20 protein-coding genes and 1 pseudogene are annotated in these 17,806 nt (G+C 69.3%); 16 read left to right on the top strand and 5 right to left on the bottom strand.

Annotation, left to right across the window (positions count from 1 at the left end; translation table 11 throughout):
- Positions 1-62: 62 nt before the first annotated feature.
- Together F4561_RS15340 and F4561_RS15335 are read right to left on the bottom strand one after the other, a co-directional pair.
- Positions 63-248, bottom strand: coding sequence for a hypothetical protein (locus F4561_RS15340; RefSeq protein WP_184579688.1), 186 nt, complete (start codon positions 246-248; stop codon positions 63-65).
- A gap of 430 nt (positions 249-678) precedes the next feature.
- Positions 679-948: a hypothetical protein gene (locus tag F4561_RS15335; protein ID WP_184579686.1), complete on the bottom strand. Its 270-nt coding sequence runs from the start codon at positions 946-948 to the stop codon at positions 679-681.
- Here F4561_RS15335 and F4561_RS15330 point away from each other — a divergent pair.
- The 3 genes from F4561_RS15330 to F4561_RS15320 all read left to right on the top strand — a co-directional run bounded on the left by F4561_RS15330 (position 947) and on the right by F4561_RS15320 (position 3,369).
- Positions 947-1,810 (top strand): helix-turn-helix domain-containing protein, encoded by an 864-nt coding sequence (locus F4561_RS15330; protein ID WP_312885606.1) that lies wholly within the window; start codon positions 947-949, stop codon positions 1,808-1,810. The two genes, F4561_RS15335 and F4561_RS15330, sit on opposite strands and share 2 nt — an antisense overlap.
- Positions 1,807-1,986 carry a DUF397 domain-containing protein gene (locus F4561_RS15325; protein WP_184579682.1) on the top strand — a complete coding sequence of 60 codons (180 nt, stop codon included), beginning with the start codon at positions 1,807-1,809 and terminating at the stop codon, positions 1,984-1,986. Before F4561_RS15330 ends, F4561_RS15325 begins: the two co-directional genes overlap by 4 nt.
- A 363-nt stretch (positions 1,987-2,349) precedes the next feature.
- Positions 2,350-3,369, top strand: a complete 1,020-nt coding sequence (locus F4561_RS15320; RefSeq protein ID WP_184579680.1) for an LLM class flavin-dependent oxidoreductase — start codon at positions 2,350-2,352, stop codon at positions 3,367-3,369.
- Between the two features lie 67 nt (positions 3,370-3,436).
- On the opposite strand, the gene F4561_RS15315 is transcribed toward F4561_RS15320, so the two are convergent.
- A complete protein-coding gene (locus tag F4561_RS15315) occupies positions 3,437-4,231 on the bottom strand; it encodes a helix-turn-helix transcriptional regulator (RefSeq protein ID WP_184579678.1) in 795 nt (264 codons plus the stop codon).
- Between the two features lie 154 nt (positions 4,232-4,385).
- Here F4561_RS15315 and F4561_RS15310 point away from each other — a divergent pair, with 154 nt between their 5' ends.
- Both F4561_RS15310 and F4561_RS15305 read left to right on the top strand, forming a co-directional pair.
- On the top strand, positions 4,386-4,775 hold the full coding sequence (locus F4561_RS15310) for a nuclear transport factor 2 family protein (RefSeq protein ID WP_184579676.1): 390 nt from the start codon (positions 4,386-4,388) through the stop codon (positions 4,773-4,775).
- A gap of 30 nt (positions 4,776-4,805) precedes the next feature.
- Positions 4,806-5,450 carry a hypothetical protein gene (locus F4561_RS15305; protein ID WP_184579674.1) on the top strand — a complete coding sequence of 215 codons (645 nt, stop codon included), beginning with the start codon at positions 4,806-4,808 and terminating at the stop codon, positions 5,448-5,450.
- A 60-nt stretch (positions 5,451-5,510) separates the two neighbouring features.
- Here the strand turns inward: F4561_RS15305 and F4561_RS15300 are convergent.
- A pseudogene (locus F4561_RS15300) lies at positions 5,511-6,215 on the bottom strand (serine hydrolase domain-containing protein); the annotation flags it as partial.
- Between the two features lie 229 nt (positions 6,216-6,444).
- Between F4561_RS15300 and F4561_RS15295 the strand changes: the two are divergent.
- Together F4561_RS15295 and fucP are read left to right on the top strand one after the other, a co-directional pair.
- Positions 6,445-7,194, top strand: a complete 750-nt coding sequence (locus F4561_RS15295; protein ID WP_184579673.1) for a TetR/AcrR family transcriptional regulator — start codon at positions 6,445-6,447, stop codon at positions 7,192-7,194.
- A 338-nt stretch (positions 7,195-7,532) separates the two neighbouring features.
- A complete protein-coding gene (gene fucP, locus F4561_RS15290) occupies positions 7,533-8,879 on the top strand; it encodes an L-fucose:H+ symporter permease (RefSeq protein ID WP_221445494.1) in 1,347 nt (448 codons plus the stop codon).
- A 5-nt stretch (positions 8,880-8,884) separates the two neighbouring features.
- On the opposite strand, the gene F4561_RS15285 is transcribed toward fucP, so the two are convergent.
- Positions 8,885-9,601 (bottom strand): FadR/GntR family transcriptional regulator, encoded by a 717-nt coding sequence (locus tag F4561_RS15285; protein WP_184579671.1) that lies wholly within the window; start codon positions 9,599-9,601, stop codon positions 8,885-8,887.
- Positions 9,602-9,703: 102 nt separating this feature from the next.
- Here F4561_RS15285 and F4561_RS15280 point away from each other — a divergent pair, with 102 nt between their 5' ends.
- The 9 genes from F4561_RS15280 (at position 9,704) to F4561_RS15245 (ending at position 17,793) form a co-directional block, all read left to right on the top strand.
- Entirely contained in the window at positions 9,704-11,026 is a 1,323-nt protein-coding gene (locus F4561_RS15280) for an enolase C-terminal domain-like protein (protein ID WP_184579669.1), read from the top strand.
- Positions 11,023-11,457, top strand: coding sequence for an RbsD/FucU domain-containing protein (locus F4561_RS15275; protein ID WP_184579667.1), 435 nt, complete (start codon positions 11,023-11,025; stop codon positions 11,455-11,457). Before F4561_RS15280 ends, F4561_RS15275 begins: the two co-directional genes overlap by 4 nt.
- Entirely contained in the window at positions 11,454-12,245 is a 792-nt protein-coding gene (locus tag F4561_RS15270; protein ID WP_184579665.1) for an amidohydrolase family protein, read from the top strand. The genes F4561_RS15275 and F4561_RS15270 overlap by 4 nt, the downstream gene beginning before the upstream one ends.
- Positions 12,242-13,237, top strand: coding sequence for an aldo/keto reductase (locus F4561_RS15265; protein WP_184579663.1), 996 nt, complete (start codon positions 12,242-12,244; stop codon positions 13,235-13,237). Before F4561_RS15270 ends, F4561_RS15265 begins: the two co-directional genes overlap by 4 nt.
- 5 nt (positions 13,238-13,242) lie before the next feature.
- On the top strand, positions 13,243-14,088 hold the full coding sequence (locus F4561_RS32040) for a fumarylacetoacetate hydrolase family protein (RefSeq protein ID WP_221446024.1): 846 nt from the start codon (positions 13,243-13,245) through the stop codon (positions 14,086-14,088).
- Positions 14,085-14,828 (top strand): SDR family NAD(P)-dependent oxidoreductase, encoded by a 744-nt coding sequence (locus tag F4561_RS15260; RefSeq protein ID WP_312885287.1) that lies wholly within the window; start codon positions 14,085-14,087, stop codon positions 14,826-14,828. The genes F4561_RS32040 and F4561_RS15260 overlap by 4 nt, the downstream gene beginning before the upstream one ends.
- Positions 14,829-15,173: 345 nt before the next feature.
- Positions 15,174-15,641 (top strand): hypothetical protein, encoded by a 468-nt coding sequence (locus F4561_RS15255; protein ID WP_184579659.1) that lies wholly within the window; start codon positions 15,174-15,176, stop codon positions 15,639-15,641.
- A 330-nt stretch (positions 15,642-15,971) separates the two neighbouring features.
- Positions 15,972-16,619, top strand: a complete 648-nt coding sequence (locus F4561_RS15250; RefSeq protein WP_184579657.1) for a DUF1989 domain-containing protein — start codon at positions 15,972-15,974, stop codon at positions 16,617-16,619.
- A gap of 37 nt (positions 16,620-16,656) precedes the next feature.
- The gene (locus F4561_RS15245; RefSeq protein ID WP_184579655.1) at positions 16,657-17,793 is read left to right on the top strand and encodes an oxidoreductase; all 1,137 of its coding nucleotides are present in this window, start codon (positions 16,657-16,659) and stop codon (positions 17,791-17,793) included.
- Positions 17,794-17,806: the final 13 nt, after the last annotated feature.

Raw genomic sequence — 17,806 nt, 5'->3', positions numbered from 1 at the left:
GCGGAAACGGGCCGCGCACCGCAGCCAAGGCGAGCGGTCACGATGCGCGGCCCACCCCTGACCTACTCCCCGCCCGAGGAACGAGCCCCATCGACGAAGGGCCAGACCTCGCCAGGGGACCGGTACTCCTCAGCCCCGTAGGGCCGGTACTTCCCATACGGCCGAATGTCATCGGCATTCGCGGGCGCGACACCGCCCACGACCAACCCGATTCCGACACCGACAACGGCCACAATGCGACGGACCACAGTGTTCTTCTCTTTCCGTTGCTCACCTACAAGGGGGAAGGCCGCGCACCACCGGGGAGGGACCGACAGTGCGCGACCCCAACCCACAGCCGCCGGTCCGAAAACGGGGGAAGGCGGCGACCATGGGAGACCACAACCCGCACGGCCACGGGACGACACCACCGCAGCCGCGCAAGGGCTCAAGGGCGCTACGCGGTGGAGGCGACCCCCCGACACGGCACACGCCGCCACCAGTCCGCACGCGAAGGAATAACCGCACTGTCCGGAGTGCGCAGCAGCAACACCGGCCCAAACGTCGCACGGGGCCGGGTGTGGCCCACCACCACGTGTTGGCCAGGGTCGACAAACCCAGGCGCAACCCGCACCACAGTGCCCACGGGAAACCACGCACGCAGCCGGTCAAGTTCGGGGTCGACAGGCGTTGTCGCGGTCATGCCGCCGCCCCCTCGTGGAGCTGAACCCACTCCCGGACCGTGTCGGTTAGCTGCTGGTGCCCACGAATCGCGGTAAGCGTCGCCTTGGCGGTCGCGGCATACACGGCAGGCCGAGCAATCCCCGCAGGCATGTCGACATCCCGGAATCCCAGGAACACGCCGTGCCGGGGAAGCCACACGACCCGCCACCCCTCAGGAGCCCTCAACTCCACACGGGCCGCTTCCGCATCGGTCATCGGGGATTCCGGCGTGATTACCTCTGTCATGCCGTCCAGGGTGGGAGGCAGGTGCCGCGATTCCACAGCGTTCTCAAGAATCATGGAATTTGCCGTACGGATATGGAATCGCGTTGGTACTGTGTGGGGCATGGCCCCCACCTTGTTTTCCGATGCCCTCACAAAGTTTCGCGAGTTAGCAGGGTTTACCCAGCTCCAGCTAGCCAACCGAAGTGGGACCGCACCTTCCAGCGTTAACCGCTGGGAAAAAGGGGGGTCGCTACCAAAACGGGATAACGCCGAGCGACTTGATGCGGCCCTAGACGCAAATGGGGAGTTACTGGCCGCATGGCGTCGCTCAGCTACCGGGAGTGGACTCCCGGAATGGGCTCGCGATCTTGACGCCATCGAACGCGGCGCACGCCAACTCTCCATCGCAGCGCCGTCTCTGGTGCCCGGCTACCTTCAATGCGAGGCGTACGCGCGTGCCGTCTTCCGAGCGGGACATCCACTTGCTTCCACCGAGGAACTTGACCGGTTAGTAGAACTTCGGTGTGGGCGTCTCGTGGAACTAGAAGACTTACAGGTCACCGCTGTCTTCCCTGTCTCCGCTGTGTCCGGAGTGCCGCAGTCTGTCCGCCGTAGGCAGATCGACCACCTTTTAGAATGGGCCGCTACCGAACGTGTTGCCGTCCACCTCGTTCCCGACGGAACCGCGTTGATGGTTCCAACATCTCCGCTCATGGTCTTCAAGCTACGATCCGGGGAACTCGCGGTCGTCAGTGGTCACGCCGACGGTAACGTGGTGCACGAAGCAGACACTCACGACCGAATCACCTCGTGGTTCACGTCCGCTCTGGCGGCATCACTACCGGTCACGCTCTCATTGGAAGTACTAGGGAATCTCTCATGACCACCGACTGGCACAAGAGCAGTTACAGCGCCAATGGGGCCAACTGCGTGGAGGTGCGCGAGCATGTCCGTTGGGCCGACGTGCGCGACTCTCAGAACCCGGAGCACGGCCAGATCACATTTCCCGCATCGGAGTGGTCCGCGTTCCTCCAAGACCTTCGGGCCGGAAAGCTGTAACTCCGAAACAACGAGGGCTCCGGGGCGACCTACCCGGGGCCCGTTTCGTGTGGGAGCGAGGTCCGTCACAGGCCAACCGAACCGAAGCAACTTCATTCGTTGGATGCGTCACCGGCGGGCACCGGGAGCAGCTAGTTGTACCCGGTCACTACGTTGGCTGCAGTCGGCTGGTCGGAGGAAGGCCAGCCGGTGGCGGCGCCGACTACCCGCTCGCCGCCAGGGCCCACTGGCCCGCGGGGGTCCTCCCAGGTGGTCCGGACACGGTGCGCACGTGTCGCGGGGATCGTCGGTTCCGCGGCCCGAGGAGGCGCTTCCCGCCGCGCCGAGTTGGAATACCAGGATGTCAGTGGTGTTGAGCAGGCTGTGAAGAACATCGGATTCCTTTCTTTCGGTCACTGGACGCCGTCGCCGCAGTCCCAGGTGCGCTCGGCCTCCGACGCCCTACTGCAGTCGATCGAGCTGGCCGTCGCCGCCGAGGAGGTGGGCGCCGACGGCGCGTACTTCCGGGTGCACCACTTCGCCCGGCAGCTGGCATCGCCCTTTCCGCTGCTGGCAGCGATCGGGGCGCGGACCAGCCGGATCGAGATCGGCACCGGCGTCATCGACATGCGCTACGAGAACCCGCTGTACATGGCCGAGGACGCCGGGTCCGCGGACCTGATCGCCGGCGGGCGCCTGCAGCTCGGGATCAGCCGCGGCTCGCCGGAACAGGTCGTCAAGGGCTACGAGTACTTCGGACACCGCCCAGCGGAGGGGACCACGGACGCCGACATGGCCCGGGAGCACACCGCGGCGCTGCTCGACGTTCTCAAGGGGGAGGGGTTCGCCGAGCCGCACCCGCGGCCGATGTTCCCCAATCCGCCCGGGCTGCTGCGGGTCGAGCCGCATTCCCCGGGGCTGCGCGAGCGGATCTGGTGGGGCGCCGGTAGCCGGGCTACCGCCCAATGGGCCGGCGAGCAGGGGATGCACCTGATGAGTTCGACTCTGCTCACCGAGGACACCGGGGTGCCGTTCCACCAGCTGCAGGCCGAGCAGATCCAGCTCTTCCGGGAGGCGTGGAAGTCCGCCGGCCACGAGCACGAGCCCCGCGTCTCGGTGAGCCGCAGCATCTTCCCCCTGGTGAGCAAGGCGGATCACCAACTGTTCGGCCGACAGGCGGCCAGTACCGACCAGGTCGGCCACCTGGAGGAGGGCCTGGCCCGGTTCGGCAAGACCTACGCCGCCGAGCCGGACAAGCTCGTCGCGGACCTGGCGCAGGACGAGGCCGTCGCCGCCGCGGACACCCTCCTGTTGACCGTGCCCAACCAGTTGGGTGTGGACTACAACGCCCACGTGCTCGACAGCCTGCTGCGCTACGTCGCACCAGAGCTCGGGTGGCGCTGACCCGCCCAAGACCGGCCCCGGCCCGTGGGGGCGCCGGGGCCGGGAGATGTTTCTCCGCAGCGCCGGATCAGGCCGCGAGGGCGCGGAGCAGCTCGGCCGTTTGGCGGTCGGCGGGGTAGAACGTCTCGATCCCGATCTCGTCCAGCGTCACGTCGCGCGGGGAACCGAACACGGTTGTGGTGTAGAGCAGGGCCAGATCGCCGTACTCCGTCGCCATGCGCAGGGGAACCGCGAGGTCATCGGCGAGCGTCTGATCAGCCTTGGTGCCTGCCGCGTCCTGTTGGGGGGCCGGGTAGCTCTCCAGCTCGGCCAGCAGATCGGCCAGGCCGGGCGCGGCGGTGCGGTCGAGCTGCCTGCGTACCCGGCGCAGCGCCTGGCCGCGCCACTGCGCGAAGTTGCGGATCCGGGGGGCCAGGCCGCGGGGGTGCAGCGTCACGCGCAGCACGTTGAGGTCGGGCGTGGCCAGCTCCGGCGGCACATCGCGCAGGAACGCCGACATCGCCCGGTTCGCCGCCAGCAACTCCCAGCGCACGTTCACCGCGAGTGCCGGGTTCGGCTCCTGCCCGTTGAGCACCGAGTGGACCGCGTCGCTGGCGGCGCCGAGGTCCGTGAACGGGCGTTCGGCGTGCACGGGGGCGAAGCCGGCCGCCAGGAAGAGCGCGTTGCGTTCCCGCAGCGGGACGTCCAGCTCCTCGCACAGCCGCTCGACCATCTCCCGGCTGGGGTTCGCCCGGCCGGTTTCGAGATAGCTCAGGTGGCGGGTGGAGACGTCCGCCGCGAGCGACACGTCCAGCTGGGAGCGCCGCCGGTGCTCGCGCCAGCGGCGCATCAGCACTCCGACCGGTTCGGTGGTGGCCGTCATGGGGCCAGATTCCCGCACCGGCGGCGGCCTGGCAATGACCTCACAGGTTATCGACCGGCCGAACCGGCCGTGCCAGCCTCGGCGTATGCCGCACGGCGCCACGCACCGCGGCGGAAGGGCCGTGCGGACCGACGGAGCTACCGAGAGGACGACCATGACGGTTGACACCGCATCAGCTGCCGAACGCTACCTGGAGTTCTGGAACGCGGACTCGCCCGAGGCGCAGCGCGAGCTGGCGCCGGCGGTCTTCACCGAGGACGTGGACTACCACGCTCCCGTGGGGGTGATGTCGGGGGCCGAGGCGCTCATCGACTTCCGTGCCAGCTTCACCGGGCACATGGGCGCCGTTTCGTTCGTCGCCCGCAGCACGCCGGAGGGCCACAACGACCGCGTGCGGCTGCTGTGGGAGATCCGCCTGGCCGGGGGCGAGTCGTTCGCCACCGGCACCGACGTGCTGTCCCTGACACCGGAGGGGCGTATCAGCTCCATCAGCACGTTCCTGGACCGCGCTCCCGAGGGCTTCGACCAGCACGCCCACGCCTGAAGGGGGCGCCCACCGGAAGAAGGAGGAGCAGTGTTCCTGATCGAGATCGCGCACCCCAGCGGCGCGCTGACCGACGACGACCGGGCGGCGGTCGCGCGGTCCATCATCTCGGGCCTGATGGGCACCGACGAGGAGGCCGCGATCGAGGGAGTGGCCGAGGAGACCATGCGCCGCGCCCGCCCCATGACGCACGTGGCCTTCAGGGAGCTGACCGGCTGGACCAACGGTAACGGCCCGGTCTCCGCGGAGGCCGCACCCCCGATCTGGGTGACGATCACCGTGCCGGAAGCGTGGCGCGACGACATGGCGCGGCCCACCACCGGCTTCGTCCGCCGCGCGGTGCGCCGCCTGGACAACGACCACGGATGGCAGCGCACCGGCGGCGACCTGTGGATCAACATGGTCGGGGTAGCCGACGGCAGTATCGGCCTCAACGGTAAGCCGTCGACGGCCGACGACGTACTGGAGTACATGACCGAGGAGTTCCGCGCCGTACTCGACGCGGGCCGCGAGCTTCCCGAGGGGGTCCTGCTCGACCCGATGTGCGGCATGCAGGTGCGTCTGGACCGCAACGCGATCACCCTCGACCACGACGGCGAGACGATCGGTTTCTGCGCGCCCGGTTGCCGCGACGCCTACGCGCGCCGGAACGGCATCACGGTGCAGACGGCCTGAGAGGGCTGGAGCGCCCGGAACACCACGACCGCATCGAGCGCACCGGACCACGTCAGCGGCGGTGACCAGAACCCTGCCGTACGGCCCGGCCGAGCGCGGCATGAGATCCCACGCCGGTGCGGGGTCCGGGGCCCGGCCCGGCTCTCCCAGGTGCCCCATCGCCGCCCGGAAGCGTAGCGCTTCCTCGGGAAGCGTCATCGAGTGGGCCAACCCCAGTGGGGTGAACAGGCGGTCCTTCAGCGCGTCATCCCAGGTTTGTCCGGTCAGGACCTCCACGACGCGTCCGAGGATGCTGTATCCGGTGCTGCTGTAGGAAACCACGGTCCCCGGCGGGCAATCCTGCGCAACTTCGGCGCAGGCGTCGACGTAGCGGGCCAGGCAGTCGTCGCCGCGACCGGTGTCGAGGGTGAAGTCGCCGCTGATGCCGCTGGTATGGCTCAGTAGCTGCCGGATGGTCACCGCCGCGGTCGCGGCGGCGTCGGCGACGGCGAAGTCCGGCAGCACGTCCGCGACCCGGGTGTCGAGATCCAGCCGGCCGGACTCGACGAGCTGCATCACGAGCGTGGCCGTGTAGATCTTGGCGATCGATCCGGACTGGAACACCGAGTCGGTGGTCGCCTCCACCCCGGTCCCGCGGTGTAGGACGCCGCCGGCCAGTGTGTGGAGCTCGCCGCCGGCCAGCCCCGCCAGGCTCGCTCCCGGTACGTGATGGGCGGCGCGCAGGTCATCGAGCCGGCGCTGCCAGTGGGCACGGTTGAACGTCACTGCGGGTTCTCCTGTTCAGGGGTCTCTCGGTATGGCGGGCATGGTCAGGGGCGTGCGGCGCGTCGGCCTGTTCGCGCTTCGGGCCTGACTCCCTCGATCGTATTGAACACTGTACGGTTTAATTGAACGCTGTTCTATGAACCTAACGCAGTACATTAACGTCGTGCTGTACGATTCCCCTGGACAGCGTGAGAGGGCAGGGCTGCCTTGTCCGGAGAGAGGAGGCAATGTGCCCGCCGAAGACGAGCGGTTCCCTTCGGTGTGGACCCGGCCGCCTCGGCGCCGGCGAGAGCAGCCGACTCTCAGCCGGGAGCAGATCGTCTCCGAGGCCGTTCGGCTCCTCGACGCCGAGGGCATCGACGCCCTGAGCATGCGGCGCCTCGGCGCCCGGCTGGGTGCGGTGGCGACCTCGATCTACTGGCACGTGGCCAACAAGGACGAGTTGGTTGAGCTGGTCGTCGACGAGGTCTTCGGGGAGGCGCGGGTGCCGGCCGCCGACGATCCGGCGCACTGGCGGGAGGCCGTTTCCGACTGCGCCCGCAGCCTGCGTGCCGTGATCCTGCGACATCCGTGGATCAGTTCGCTGCACGGCCAGATCGGGCTGGCCTACCTCGGGCCGAACCTGGTCCGGCTGTCGGAGGGAATCCTCGCTGTGTTCGAGACGGCGGGCCTCTCCTCCAAGGAGGCCGAACAGGCCATGAAGGCTGTCACGACCTACGCCAGTGGGGCGGCCACCAGCGAGGCCGCCTACCTTTCAGCGCACGCGCGCAGTGGCCGGAATGAGCAGGACTGGCTGGAGAGTCTGCGGCCCGCCACGGAGCAGGCCGTCCGCGACCACCCCCGGCTGAGGGCACGCTACGCCGAACAGCACGGCGAGGACCCGGCGAGGACCCGCGAGGAGAACTTCGACTACGGTCTGGCGCGCCTTCTCGACGGGATACGGACGCGTCTTGGATCCGCGGATGGCAGCTCCGGCTGATAAGCACCACCCCGTGCCAGGTGGGCCTGACGCACGGTGCCGTTCAGCACCGCCGACGACGCCGGAACCACCCTCGACGGTCCGCCTCCTCGCCGCCGCGGCGCACATGCCGCGGGCCCACCGCGCCGGTCGTGGCGCTACTGGCTGATGGCCCGACCGGATCGGTCCGCGGCTCCCGCGTCGCTTCCTTGGGACGGGGGAGCCGCGCGCCTCGCCGAAACATTCCGACCGGTGTGGCTCTCGTCATATGCGCTCCGATCAGTTAGGCTCTTCGGCCAGTGACCAATTCATCAGATGAATTTTCCTGCGCGGCCGAACGGTAACCGAGGGAGACGTTCATGAACACACACGATGCCCCACCGACCGGTGTGGTCACAGACGCGCGGGAGAAGGGCGGGTCGTTCCTGTACCCGGGGATGCGGCTGCCCTTCATCCTGCTCGTCAGCTGCTTCGCGGCGTGGGGGATGGCGGGGAACCTCACCGATCCGCTCGTCGCGGTGTTCGGCTCGGTCTTCTCCATGAACGCCTTCCAGTCCTCGCTGGTCCAGTTCGCCTACTACGGGGCGTACTTCGCCCTCGCGCTCCCGGCCGCCTGGATCAACGCTCGGCTCGGATACAAGGGCGGGGTCCTCATCGGGCTCTTCCTCGCCGCGAGCGGTGGAGCGCTGTTCTACCCGGCATCCCAGATGATGCAGTACTCCGCGTTCATCTTCGCCCTGCTCACCCTGGCAGGGGGGTTGTCCATCCTGGAGACGTCGGCCAACCCCTACGTGATGGCCATGGGTCCCAGCCGGAACGCCACCCGCCGCCTGAACTTCGCCCAGGCGTTCAACCCGGTGGGCTCGAATCTCGGGGTCCTGCTCGCCGCGGTGTTCATCCTGCCTTATGTCAACGAGGCCACCGCCGAGGAGCGGGCGGCGCTGAGCCAAACCGAGCTGGAGACCATGCGGTCCGCGGAGCTGCAGGCCGTGATGGGCCCCTATCTCGGCCTGGCCGCGCTCTACATCATCATCGCGGTCGCGATCGCGATGGCGAAGGTCCCGCCCCGCACGTCGCTGCTGCCGGACCAGCAGGCCGGAGCCGCGCGGCACTCCGGATCGCGGCTCATGCGGCTGCTGCGCAACCGCCGGTACTCGCTCGGTGTCGTCGCCCAGTTCTTCAACATCGCCGCGCAGACCTGCATCTGGACCTTCATCATCCACTACGTGATGGAGACGCTGGGAGCCAACGAAGCCACCGCCGGCTACTGGCTGCAGGCGAGCCTGATCGCCTTCCTCGTCTTCCGCTTCGTGATGGTCGCCCTGATGGGCCGCTTCGACCCGCGCAAGCTGATGACGCTCATGTGCGTCCTGGGTGTCGTGTTCTCTCTCGTCGCGGTCGTCTCCGGCAACATCGTCGGCGCCGTCGCCGTCGTCCTGTTGAGCGCGTGCATCTCGCTGCTCTTCCCCACGATCTACGGGATCGCCCTGGAGGGGCTGGGAGACGACACCAAGTACGGAGCCGCGGGGCTGATCATGGCGATCGTGGGAGGTGCCCTGGTGCCGCCCCTGCACGGCTGGGTGATCGACAACTCCACCGCCCAGATGAGTTTCCTGGTCGTGACGGGGTGCTTCCTGGTGATCGTCGGTTACGGCGTGTACGTCCTGCGTTCCTCGAAGAGCGAGCAGCTTCGCGAGGACGCCTGAGCGGCTCAGTCGTCGAGGTGCGTGGCGACCTGCGCGAGATGGGTGTGCATGGCCGACCGTGCGGCGACCGGGTCGCCCGCGGCCACCGCCTCCAGCACCGCTCCGTGCTCGTGGTGCGTGGTCGCCAGCCGCCCTACCCGGTGCATGGACTGCCACATCCGCATCCGCAGGGTAGGGCGGGCCAGGGCCTCGATCAGCGCTCGGAGGATCGGATTGTCCGAGACGTCGGAGAGCAGGCGATGGAACTCCAGATCCTTGTCCATCGCGGTCTCGTGGTCGTGAGCGTTGATCGCCGGTACGGCGGCGTCGAGCACGGTCCGGAGCTGCCGCACGTCCTCGTCCGTGCGGCGGACAGCGGCGGCGCCGGCCGATTCGACCTCAAGCGCCTGGCGCACGCGGTGCAGGTCACGTGTTGACTTGCCGCCCTGCAGCCCGGCCCAGAACACCAGCGGTTGCAGCAGCAGTTCCGGATCGAGGGAGGTCACCGTCGTGCCCGCCCCCTGCCGGGTTTCGAGGACCCCCATGGCGACGAGCGCCCGAACCCCCTCGCGCAGGGAGCTGCGCGACACGCCGAAACGTTCGGCCAGCTCCGCCTCGACCGGCAGGCGGTCGCCCGGGCCGACCTCACCGGAGACCACCATGTCCTGGATGCCCTGGACGACCACGTCGTGCTGGGAGGAGGGGCGCATCGGGATCCTGCGCGGGGTCGTGTCGTCACTCATACGGACTTCCTGTGCCTGCCCAGCTCGATCCGGACAACGGCGGTCCGGGGTCAGGCTCTAGTCTAGACTGGAAATACATCAGATGAATTAGGAGGCTCGGTAGTGAGCGTCATCACCTCGGTCAACCTGGTTGACGTCCGCTTCCCCACATCGGAGAACCTTGACGGCTCCGATGCGATGAACAAGGACGCCGACTACTCGGCCGCCTACCTTCGCCTCGTGACCAGCGACGAATCGCTGTACGGCTGCGGGTTCGCCTTCACCATCGGCCGCGGTAACGAGGTCTGCCTCATGGCCATCAAGGCCCTGGCCTCGCGCCTGGTCGGACGCGATGCGGCGGAGCTGTGCGAGCACCCCGGCCGGATCTACCGGGAGCTGGCCGCCGACTCCCAGATGCGCTGGCTCGGTCCCGACAAGGGCGTGGTGCACCTGGCGCGTGCCGCGGTCCTGAACGCGGTGTGGGACCTCGCGGCACGCCGTGCCGGCGTCCCCCTGTGGCAGCTGCTCTGCGACATGGAACCGGCGGAGCTCGTCGACGCGCTGGACCTGACCTACCTCTCCGACGTGCTCACCGCTGAGGAAGCCGTCGGAATGCTCCAGGACCAGCGCCCCCACCATGCTGAGCGCGTCAAGCAGCTCAGCCGGGACGGCTTCCCGTGCTACACGACCTCGCCCGGGTGGCTGGGCTACTCCGACGAGAAGCTCGACCGCCTGTGCCGTGAGGCCGTCGCCGGCGGCTACCGGCACGTCAAGCTCAAGGTCGGCGCGGACGCCGCGGACGACGAGCGCAGGCTCGCCATCGCCCGTGCCGCGATCGGCCCGGACACACACCTGATGATCGACGCCAACCAGATGTGGGAAGTGCCCGAGGCGATCGAGCGGGTTCAAGCGCTCAGACACCACGACCTGCTGTGGATCGAGGAGCCCACGAGTCCCGACGACGTGCTCGGCCACCGCACCATCGCCGACGGGGTGCGCCCGCACGGGGTCGGGGTGGCCACCGGCGAGCACGGCATGAACCGCGTGCTCTTCAAGCAGCTGCTGCAGGCCGACGCCGTGGACTTCGTCCAGATCGACTCCTGCCGCCTGGCCAGTGTCAACGAGATCATCCCGGTCCTGCTGGCGGCCAGCAAGTTCGGCAAGCCGGTGTGCCCCCATGCCGGCGGGGTGGGGCTCTGCGAACTCGTCAGCCACCTGGTGATGGTCGACCACATAGCGGTCTCGGGCCACGTCGAGGGCAGGGTCGCCGAGTACGTGGACCACCTGCACGAACACTTCGCCGATCCCTGCGTCGTCCGCGACGGTGCCTACATGCTGCCCACGGCGCCCGGCTACTCCGCGGAGATGAAACCGCAGTCCCTCGCGTCGTGGGAGTGGCCCGACGGCGCGGAGTGGAAACGCCGGCGTGCGGGCGCCTCCGCATGATCACCTATCGCCTGCTGCATCCCGAGATCCTCGCGGGACTGGCCGCGGCCGGCCACGGGGCGCAGGTTCTCATCGCCGACGCGCTGTATCCGCACTCGACGGGGGTACCGGCCCCGGCCGCGCGCGTCCATCTGAACCTTCGTCCGGGGCTCGTGGCCGCGCGTGACGTCCTCGAAGTCGTGGCCGACACCGTCCATATCGAGGCGGCCGTCTACATGGCCGACGCCGATGGGGGCGAGTCGGAACCGGTGCGCGAGTACCGCGGCCTGTTGGGCTCCCACCGCCATGGCGGCGACCAGGAGGTCGCCTGGTCGGGGCTGGAACGGACGGACTTCTACGCGGCATGCCGGCGCCCTGACGTCTGCATGCTGGTGGCCACGGGCGAAACGCGTCCCTACGCGAATCTCTTGCTAAGGATCGGTGTCCCTTGATTATCGATGCCCATCTGCACACCTGGAACACCGCGGAGGTCGGTATCGGCTGGCTGGCCGCCGCTGGCCTGCCCGCACGAGCGCCGATTCCCGGCGACTCCGGGGACCGCCGCTACGTGCTCGTCGAGGCTGACGCCGACGACAGGCGGCAGGAGACCGAGTGGCTTCTCGCGCTCGCCCGGCGGGACGAGCGCGTCCACGGGATCGTCGCGGCTGCCGCCCTGGAAGGCCCGCAGGCCGCGGACGAGCTCGACCGGTTGGCGGAGATGACCGGGGTCGTGGGCGTCCGGCGGCTCCTCCAGGACGGCCACCCATTCGAGCCGCCGGGCTTGGTCCGCGGGCTCCGGCTCCTCGCCGACCGGGCCATGCCCTTTGACGCCTGCGTCCGCGCGCACGAGCTGCCGGCGCTCACCCGGCTGCTCGACCGGGTGCCAGAGCTGGTCGTGGTCCTGGACCACATGGGTAAGCCCCCGATCCGGGACCGGGAGGCCATGCGGCGCTGGAGGTCGGATCTCGCGAAGATCGCCGAACTCCCCAACGTCCACTGCAAGCTGTCCGGGCTCGCCGCGGAATGCCGCGACGACGCTGAGCTCGACTCCGCCACCGACGACGTAGTGGGCCGTGCGCTGGAGACCTTCGGAGCCGGCCGCTGCCTCGTCGGCACCGATCGCCCGGTCAGCCAGACGCCGGAGGATTGGTGCGAACGGGTGTTGCGCCTCGTGCCGGACGCTGACCGGCCCCGCGTCGGCCACGACAACGCCTCGGCGATCTACCGGAGGACGCGATGACGCCCACGGCCACGAGCCGGCTGCCCGAGCGAATCGGTTCCGCTTTCGGGCAGTTGGGATTCGGCACCGCCCAGTTCGGCAACCTCGGTTGCGAAGTCGACGAGCAGACCTGCCACGACGCTGTGGCGGCCGCATGGGAGCACGGCCTGCGCTACTTCGACACCGCCCCCCACTACGGGCTCGGGCTCTCCGAACAGCGGCTCGGCCGGGCGCTGACCGGATGGCCCCGCGAACGCTACGTCGTCTCGACCAAGGTCGGGCGCCTCCTGCGGCCGAACACTCGACCAACCGGTACCGACCTGGACCAGGGGTACGCGGTGTCCGACTCGCTGACGCGTGAGCGCGACTTCTCCGCCGGCGGTGTCCGGAAGAGCCTGGCGGAGTCCCTCGAACGGCTCGGACTGGACCGTGTCGATATCGTGTGGCTCCATGACCCCGAGGAGCCCGACGACAGGTTCGACGAGGCCATCCGCGGCGCGGTGCCCGCACTGGACCAGCTACGTGACGAGGGGGTCATATCCGCGTGGGGCGTGGGCTCCAAGGACCCCTCGATGATCAAGCGTTTCGTCGACGCGTCCGATCCCGACCTCGTCATGGTCGCCGGACGCTACACCCTGCTGGAACAGGAAACGGTGGGGTTGATGTCCGCCTGCCGCGAGCGAGGCGTCGGAGTCGTCGCCGTGGGAGTGTTCAACTCCGGCCTGCTCGCCCAGGACGAACCACCGGCCGACGCCTGGTACGAGTACGCACCCGCGCCTCCACACGTTGTGGCGCGCGCCAGGGCGCTCGCGTCGGTGGCGCGCGAGCACGGCGTCAGCCTGCCGCGGGCCGCACTCACCTTTCCCCGAAGGCACCCGGCGGTGGTCAACGTGACCGCCGGGATGCGGTCGCGCGAGCACGTGGCGCGGAACCGCGCACTGAGCACGAACGACGTTCCCGATGAGTTCTGGGCCGATCTGCGGGCCCGCGGCCTGCTTGAGGAGGATGTGTGAAACTGATGAGACGGGGCGAGCCGGGCCGGGAGGTCGCGCTCGCCGAGGTCGACGGTGTCATCTGGGACGCGTCGCCGGTGGGTGACTTCGGTCCCGGGTTCTGGGCGGATGGCGGCCCGCAGCGGATCCGCGAGCTCATCGCCAGCAACGCGCTCCAGCGCTGGCACGAGGACAACTCCCGGTTCGGCGCGCCGGTGTGCTCCCCGTCCGCGGTGATCTGCATCGGGCAGAACTACGCGCAGCACGCCGCCGAGTCGGGAGCCAAGCCCCCCGAACGGCCGATCGTGTTCCTCAAGACGCCGAACACGGTCGCCGGCCCCAACGACACCGTCACCATCGCGCGCGGCTCGCAGAAGACCGACTGGGAGGTCGAACTCGGCATCGTCATCGGCAGCCGCGCCGCCTACTGCGACTCGGCCGCGGAAGCCGCCCGGCACATCGGTGGCTACGTGCTCGCCAACGACCTGTCCGAACGCGCCTTCCAGATCGAGGAGTCCGGTGGCCAGTGGAGCAAGGGCAAGTGCAGCCCCGGCTACATGCCGCTTGGGCCGTGGGTCGCCACCGCCGACGAGTTCGACCCCGGCGACGCGCGACTCCGCTCATGGGTCAACGACGAGCCGCGCCAGGACTCGCGGACCTCGGACATGATCTTCGACTGTGCCGAGCTGGTCCGCGACCTGTCACAGTACATGTGCCTCGAACCGGGGGACGTCGTCTCCACCGGTACCCCGCAGGGCGTGGCCCTCTCGGGACGGTTCGACTACCTGCGCCCCGGCGACGTCGTCGAGGTGGAGATCGACGGCCTCGGGCGGCAGCGGCAGGAGTACCGGGAGTGGGGGGAGCAGCGGTGACGGGACGCTTCGCGGATCGTGCGGCAGTGGTGACCGGGGGAGCCTCCGGTATCGGCCGCGCTGTCGCGGACGCGCTCGCCAGTGAGGGGGCGAAGGTGGCGGTGCTGGACCGCGTCCGGTCGGACCACGACCATCATTGGCAGGAGTGCGACGTCGCGGACGGCGCCTCGGTCGAGCACGCGGTGCGCAGCGCCGCCGAGGCTCTCGGAGGCGTGGACACCGTGGTGAACAACGCCGGTATCGGCGCGCAGGGCGATGTCGCGGCCAACGATGACGACGAGTGGCTCCGGGTGCTGAACGTGAACGTCGTGGGGATGGCCCGCGTCGCTCGTGCCGCCCTGCCGTATCTACGGGAGTCCGACGCCGGGTCGATCACCAACACCGCCTCGATCGCCTCCACGGCCGGGCTTCCGCAGCGGGTGCTGTACTCGGCGACCAAGGGGGCGGTGCTGGCCATGACCAAGGCGATGGCCGCCGACCACGTGCGTGAGGGTGTTCGCGTCAACTGCGTGGCACCCGGCACCGCGGACACCCCGTGGATCCAGCGGCTGCTGCAGGAGGCGGAGGACCCGGTCGCCGAACGTGCGGCGCTGGAAGCGCGCCAACCCCACGGCCGGCTGGTCAGCGCGGATGAGGTGGCGCGCGCCGTGGTCTACCTCGCCGACCCCGCCAACCGGTCCACGGTTGGGACCTGCCTGCCCGTGGACGGGGGGATGGACGCGCTGCGCCTGCGCCCCTAGTAGCCGACGGACCCCCACGCCCGGCGATGACGACGTCGCCAGAGCCGGCGGGGAAGGCGCGTCCGCCGCGGCGCCGGTGGAGAGCGCGCCCGACTGGAGCGGTCCCCGAAGCCGCGGATACCGTCCGCGGCTTCGGGGCCACCGGCGCCCGAACCCAGCGGCTCCTCCGGTGTGGCGTGGTGCGCCCGCGGCCGGCCGCGCGTCCGGCGGGCATCGTCCCCTGTGTGCGGCGGCTCGCGGCCGGGACCGGGGCTTCTCCGGAGTTTGACACGGGATCCCGGCTGTAGTCGGATATCGCGCGGACAGTGGCCGGGTCGCGGGGCGCGCGGGGAGAAGGGCAGACGGATGGCGGATTCGAAGGCGGATCTTGCGGGCTCCACCGGGCGCGGGAGGGCGCCATGGCACCTGTGGCTCGTAGGGGTGCTCTTCCTCCTGCTGTATGCCGCTGGACTGTACGACTACCTCATGGTGCTCGACCTCAACGAGGACTACTTCGCATCGGAGGGTTTCGGGCCGGCGCACCTGGAGTACTTCTCCGACTATCCGGTCCTGCCACGGGTGTTCTGGACGATCGGTATCTTCACCGGTGTACTCGCCCCGGTCCTGCTCCTGCTGCGGCTGCGCTGGGCGACCTGGCTCGCGCTGGTCGCCGCCGTCGCCCAGCTGGCCCTGGCCGTGTTCACGTTCGGCTTCATGGAGCGCTGGGAGGTCTTCGGCCCCGCGACGTCGCTGTTCGACAGCGGGATTATCGCGTTCACCTTCGGCCTGGCCCTGTACTGCCACTGGATGACCCGGCGCGGCCTCCTGCGGTGACGGTTCGACCGGGGCGCGGCGCCCGTGTCCCGGGCCGGCCCCCGGGTTCCCCTCCGGGCCTGGCCAGCCTCGGACCCAATCGCACCGCGCGCGGCTGGACACTCCCGGAATCCGCCCCCCGAGATCCTCACCAGCCTGCCGGCTCGCTTTCCGCACAGCCGACGACGCGCATACCTGGCGGAGAAGCGAGCCCCGCGCGGCGCCGCCCGGAGCCACCCTCATGGGAGCGCCGACGCCACAGCCCTATACATGGAGATATCTCCATGTATAGGGCAAAGAACTGTTGGAATCTCCATGGATGTGCGGTGCGGGTGCTGCTGAACTAGGGCCATGACCCTGAGATCCCTACAGCACATCGCCGTGCCCGCCCGGCAAGGACGCGCGGTCGTGGTCAGAGCCGGCCAACAGGTCCGCGTCATCGACCGTGAAGGTTGCCAGGTCGGTGACGTCTTCGCCTTCGTCCTCGGAGACACCCGGGAGCACCACAGTGCGGCGCACACGCGCGCGCACGTGAACCGGCTGTTCCCGGCCATAGGGGAGCGGTTCGTCACCAACCGGCGCCGCCCTCTCCTGACCCTCGTCGACGACACGTCGCCCGGCTACCACGACATGCTCATACCGGCGTGCGACCCCGCGCGTTACACGGCCCTGGGTGCCGATTCCGGCCACGCCTCGTGCGCGCAGAATCTCACTGACGCACTCGCGGCGGCGGTCGGGGAGACCCCTGAGGTCATCCCCCAGCCGATCAACGTGTTCATGAGAATCCCCGTGGACGAACACGGCGTGCTCAGATGGCTTCCGGCGGGGACGGAGCCCGGTGCCTCCGTCACTTTCGAGGCGGAGCTGGACTGCGTTGTCGTTGTCTCCGCCTGCCCGCAGGATCTCGTCGGGATCAACCTCGGCCGCCCCACCGGATTGGACATCGAGATCCGCGACCACCGGATCCAAGAGCCGGCTCTTGGATCCGCGGACTCCTGAAACCCGCCAGTTCCCCTTCCGTAAAGCGAGGAGAGACATGACCCCTGACGCTTCTTCCCACCGCCACCACGGTCTCGCGCCGGTCACGGCGGGCTCTCTGGACCTTCCCAACCGCTTCGCTGTCGCGCCGATGACCCGCGTCTCGGCGTCTGCGGACGGTGTCCCCAACCGCGAGATGGCCGACTACTACACGGCGTTCGCCCGCGGCGGGTTCGGCATGGTCATCACCGAGGGCACCTACACCGACGACCGCCACAGCCAGAGCTACCTCAACCAACCGGGTGCCGTGACGAGCGCGCACACCACGGGATGGGCCCGGGTCGCCGGCGCCGTCCAGGCCGAGGGCGCGCGTATCGTCATGCAGCTCATGCACGCCGGCGCGCTGTCCCAAGGAAACCCCCACCGCGACCACACCATCGGCCCCTCGCCCGTACCGCCTCGCGGCCGGATGATGCCCGAGTACGGCGGAGAAGGACCGTGGCAGACCCCGAAGGAAATGGACGACGACGACATCGGCACCGTGGTGCGGGGGTTCGCGGACGCTGCCGGCAACGCGCGGCAGGCCGGGTTCGACGGCGTTGAGATCCACGCGGCCAACGGCTACCTACTCGACCAGTTCCTCACCGACTACACCAACCAGCGCGCGGACCACTACGGCGGGAGCGTACTCAACCGCGTGCGCCTGACCTGCGAGGTCGTGTCCGCGGTGAGATCCCGGATCGGGGCGGGGCCGCTGGTGGGGGTGCGCGTCTCCCAGACCAAGGTGAACGACTTCGAGCACAAGTGGGCCGGAGGCGCCGGCGACGCCGAACAGATCTTCGCGGCCCTCGCCAAGGCCGGCGCCGATTACCTGCACGTCGCCGGTGAAGGCCGCGATTGGCACGGTTCGGCACGCATGGACAGCGGGGACACGATCACCCGTATCGCCAAGCGGGTGAGCGGTGTACCCGTCATCGCCAATGGAGGCATGCACGATCTGGCGGTGGCGGACCAGGTGCTCGAAGAGGGGCATGCGGACCTGGTAGCGCTGGGACGGGGTGCCCTGGCCAACCCTGACCTGGTGAACCGGGTCGCCGCGGGCCGGAACCTGGACGCGTTCGCCCCCGAGATGCTGCATCCCATGGCGACTCTCGGCAACGCCCGCCGCTGGGCCAGCGCTGGCGAACGGCACTGAGCCCCGCACGGCC

This window comes from Lipingzhangella halophila (genome assembly GCF_014203805.1).
Lineage (GTDB): Bacteria > Actinomycetota > Actinomycetes > Streptosporangiales > Streptosporangiaceae > Lipingzhangella > Lipingzhangella halophila.
The sequence above is the reverse complement of the archived record's forward strand: the minus strand, read 5'-3'. Positions and strand labels throughout refer to the sequence as shown.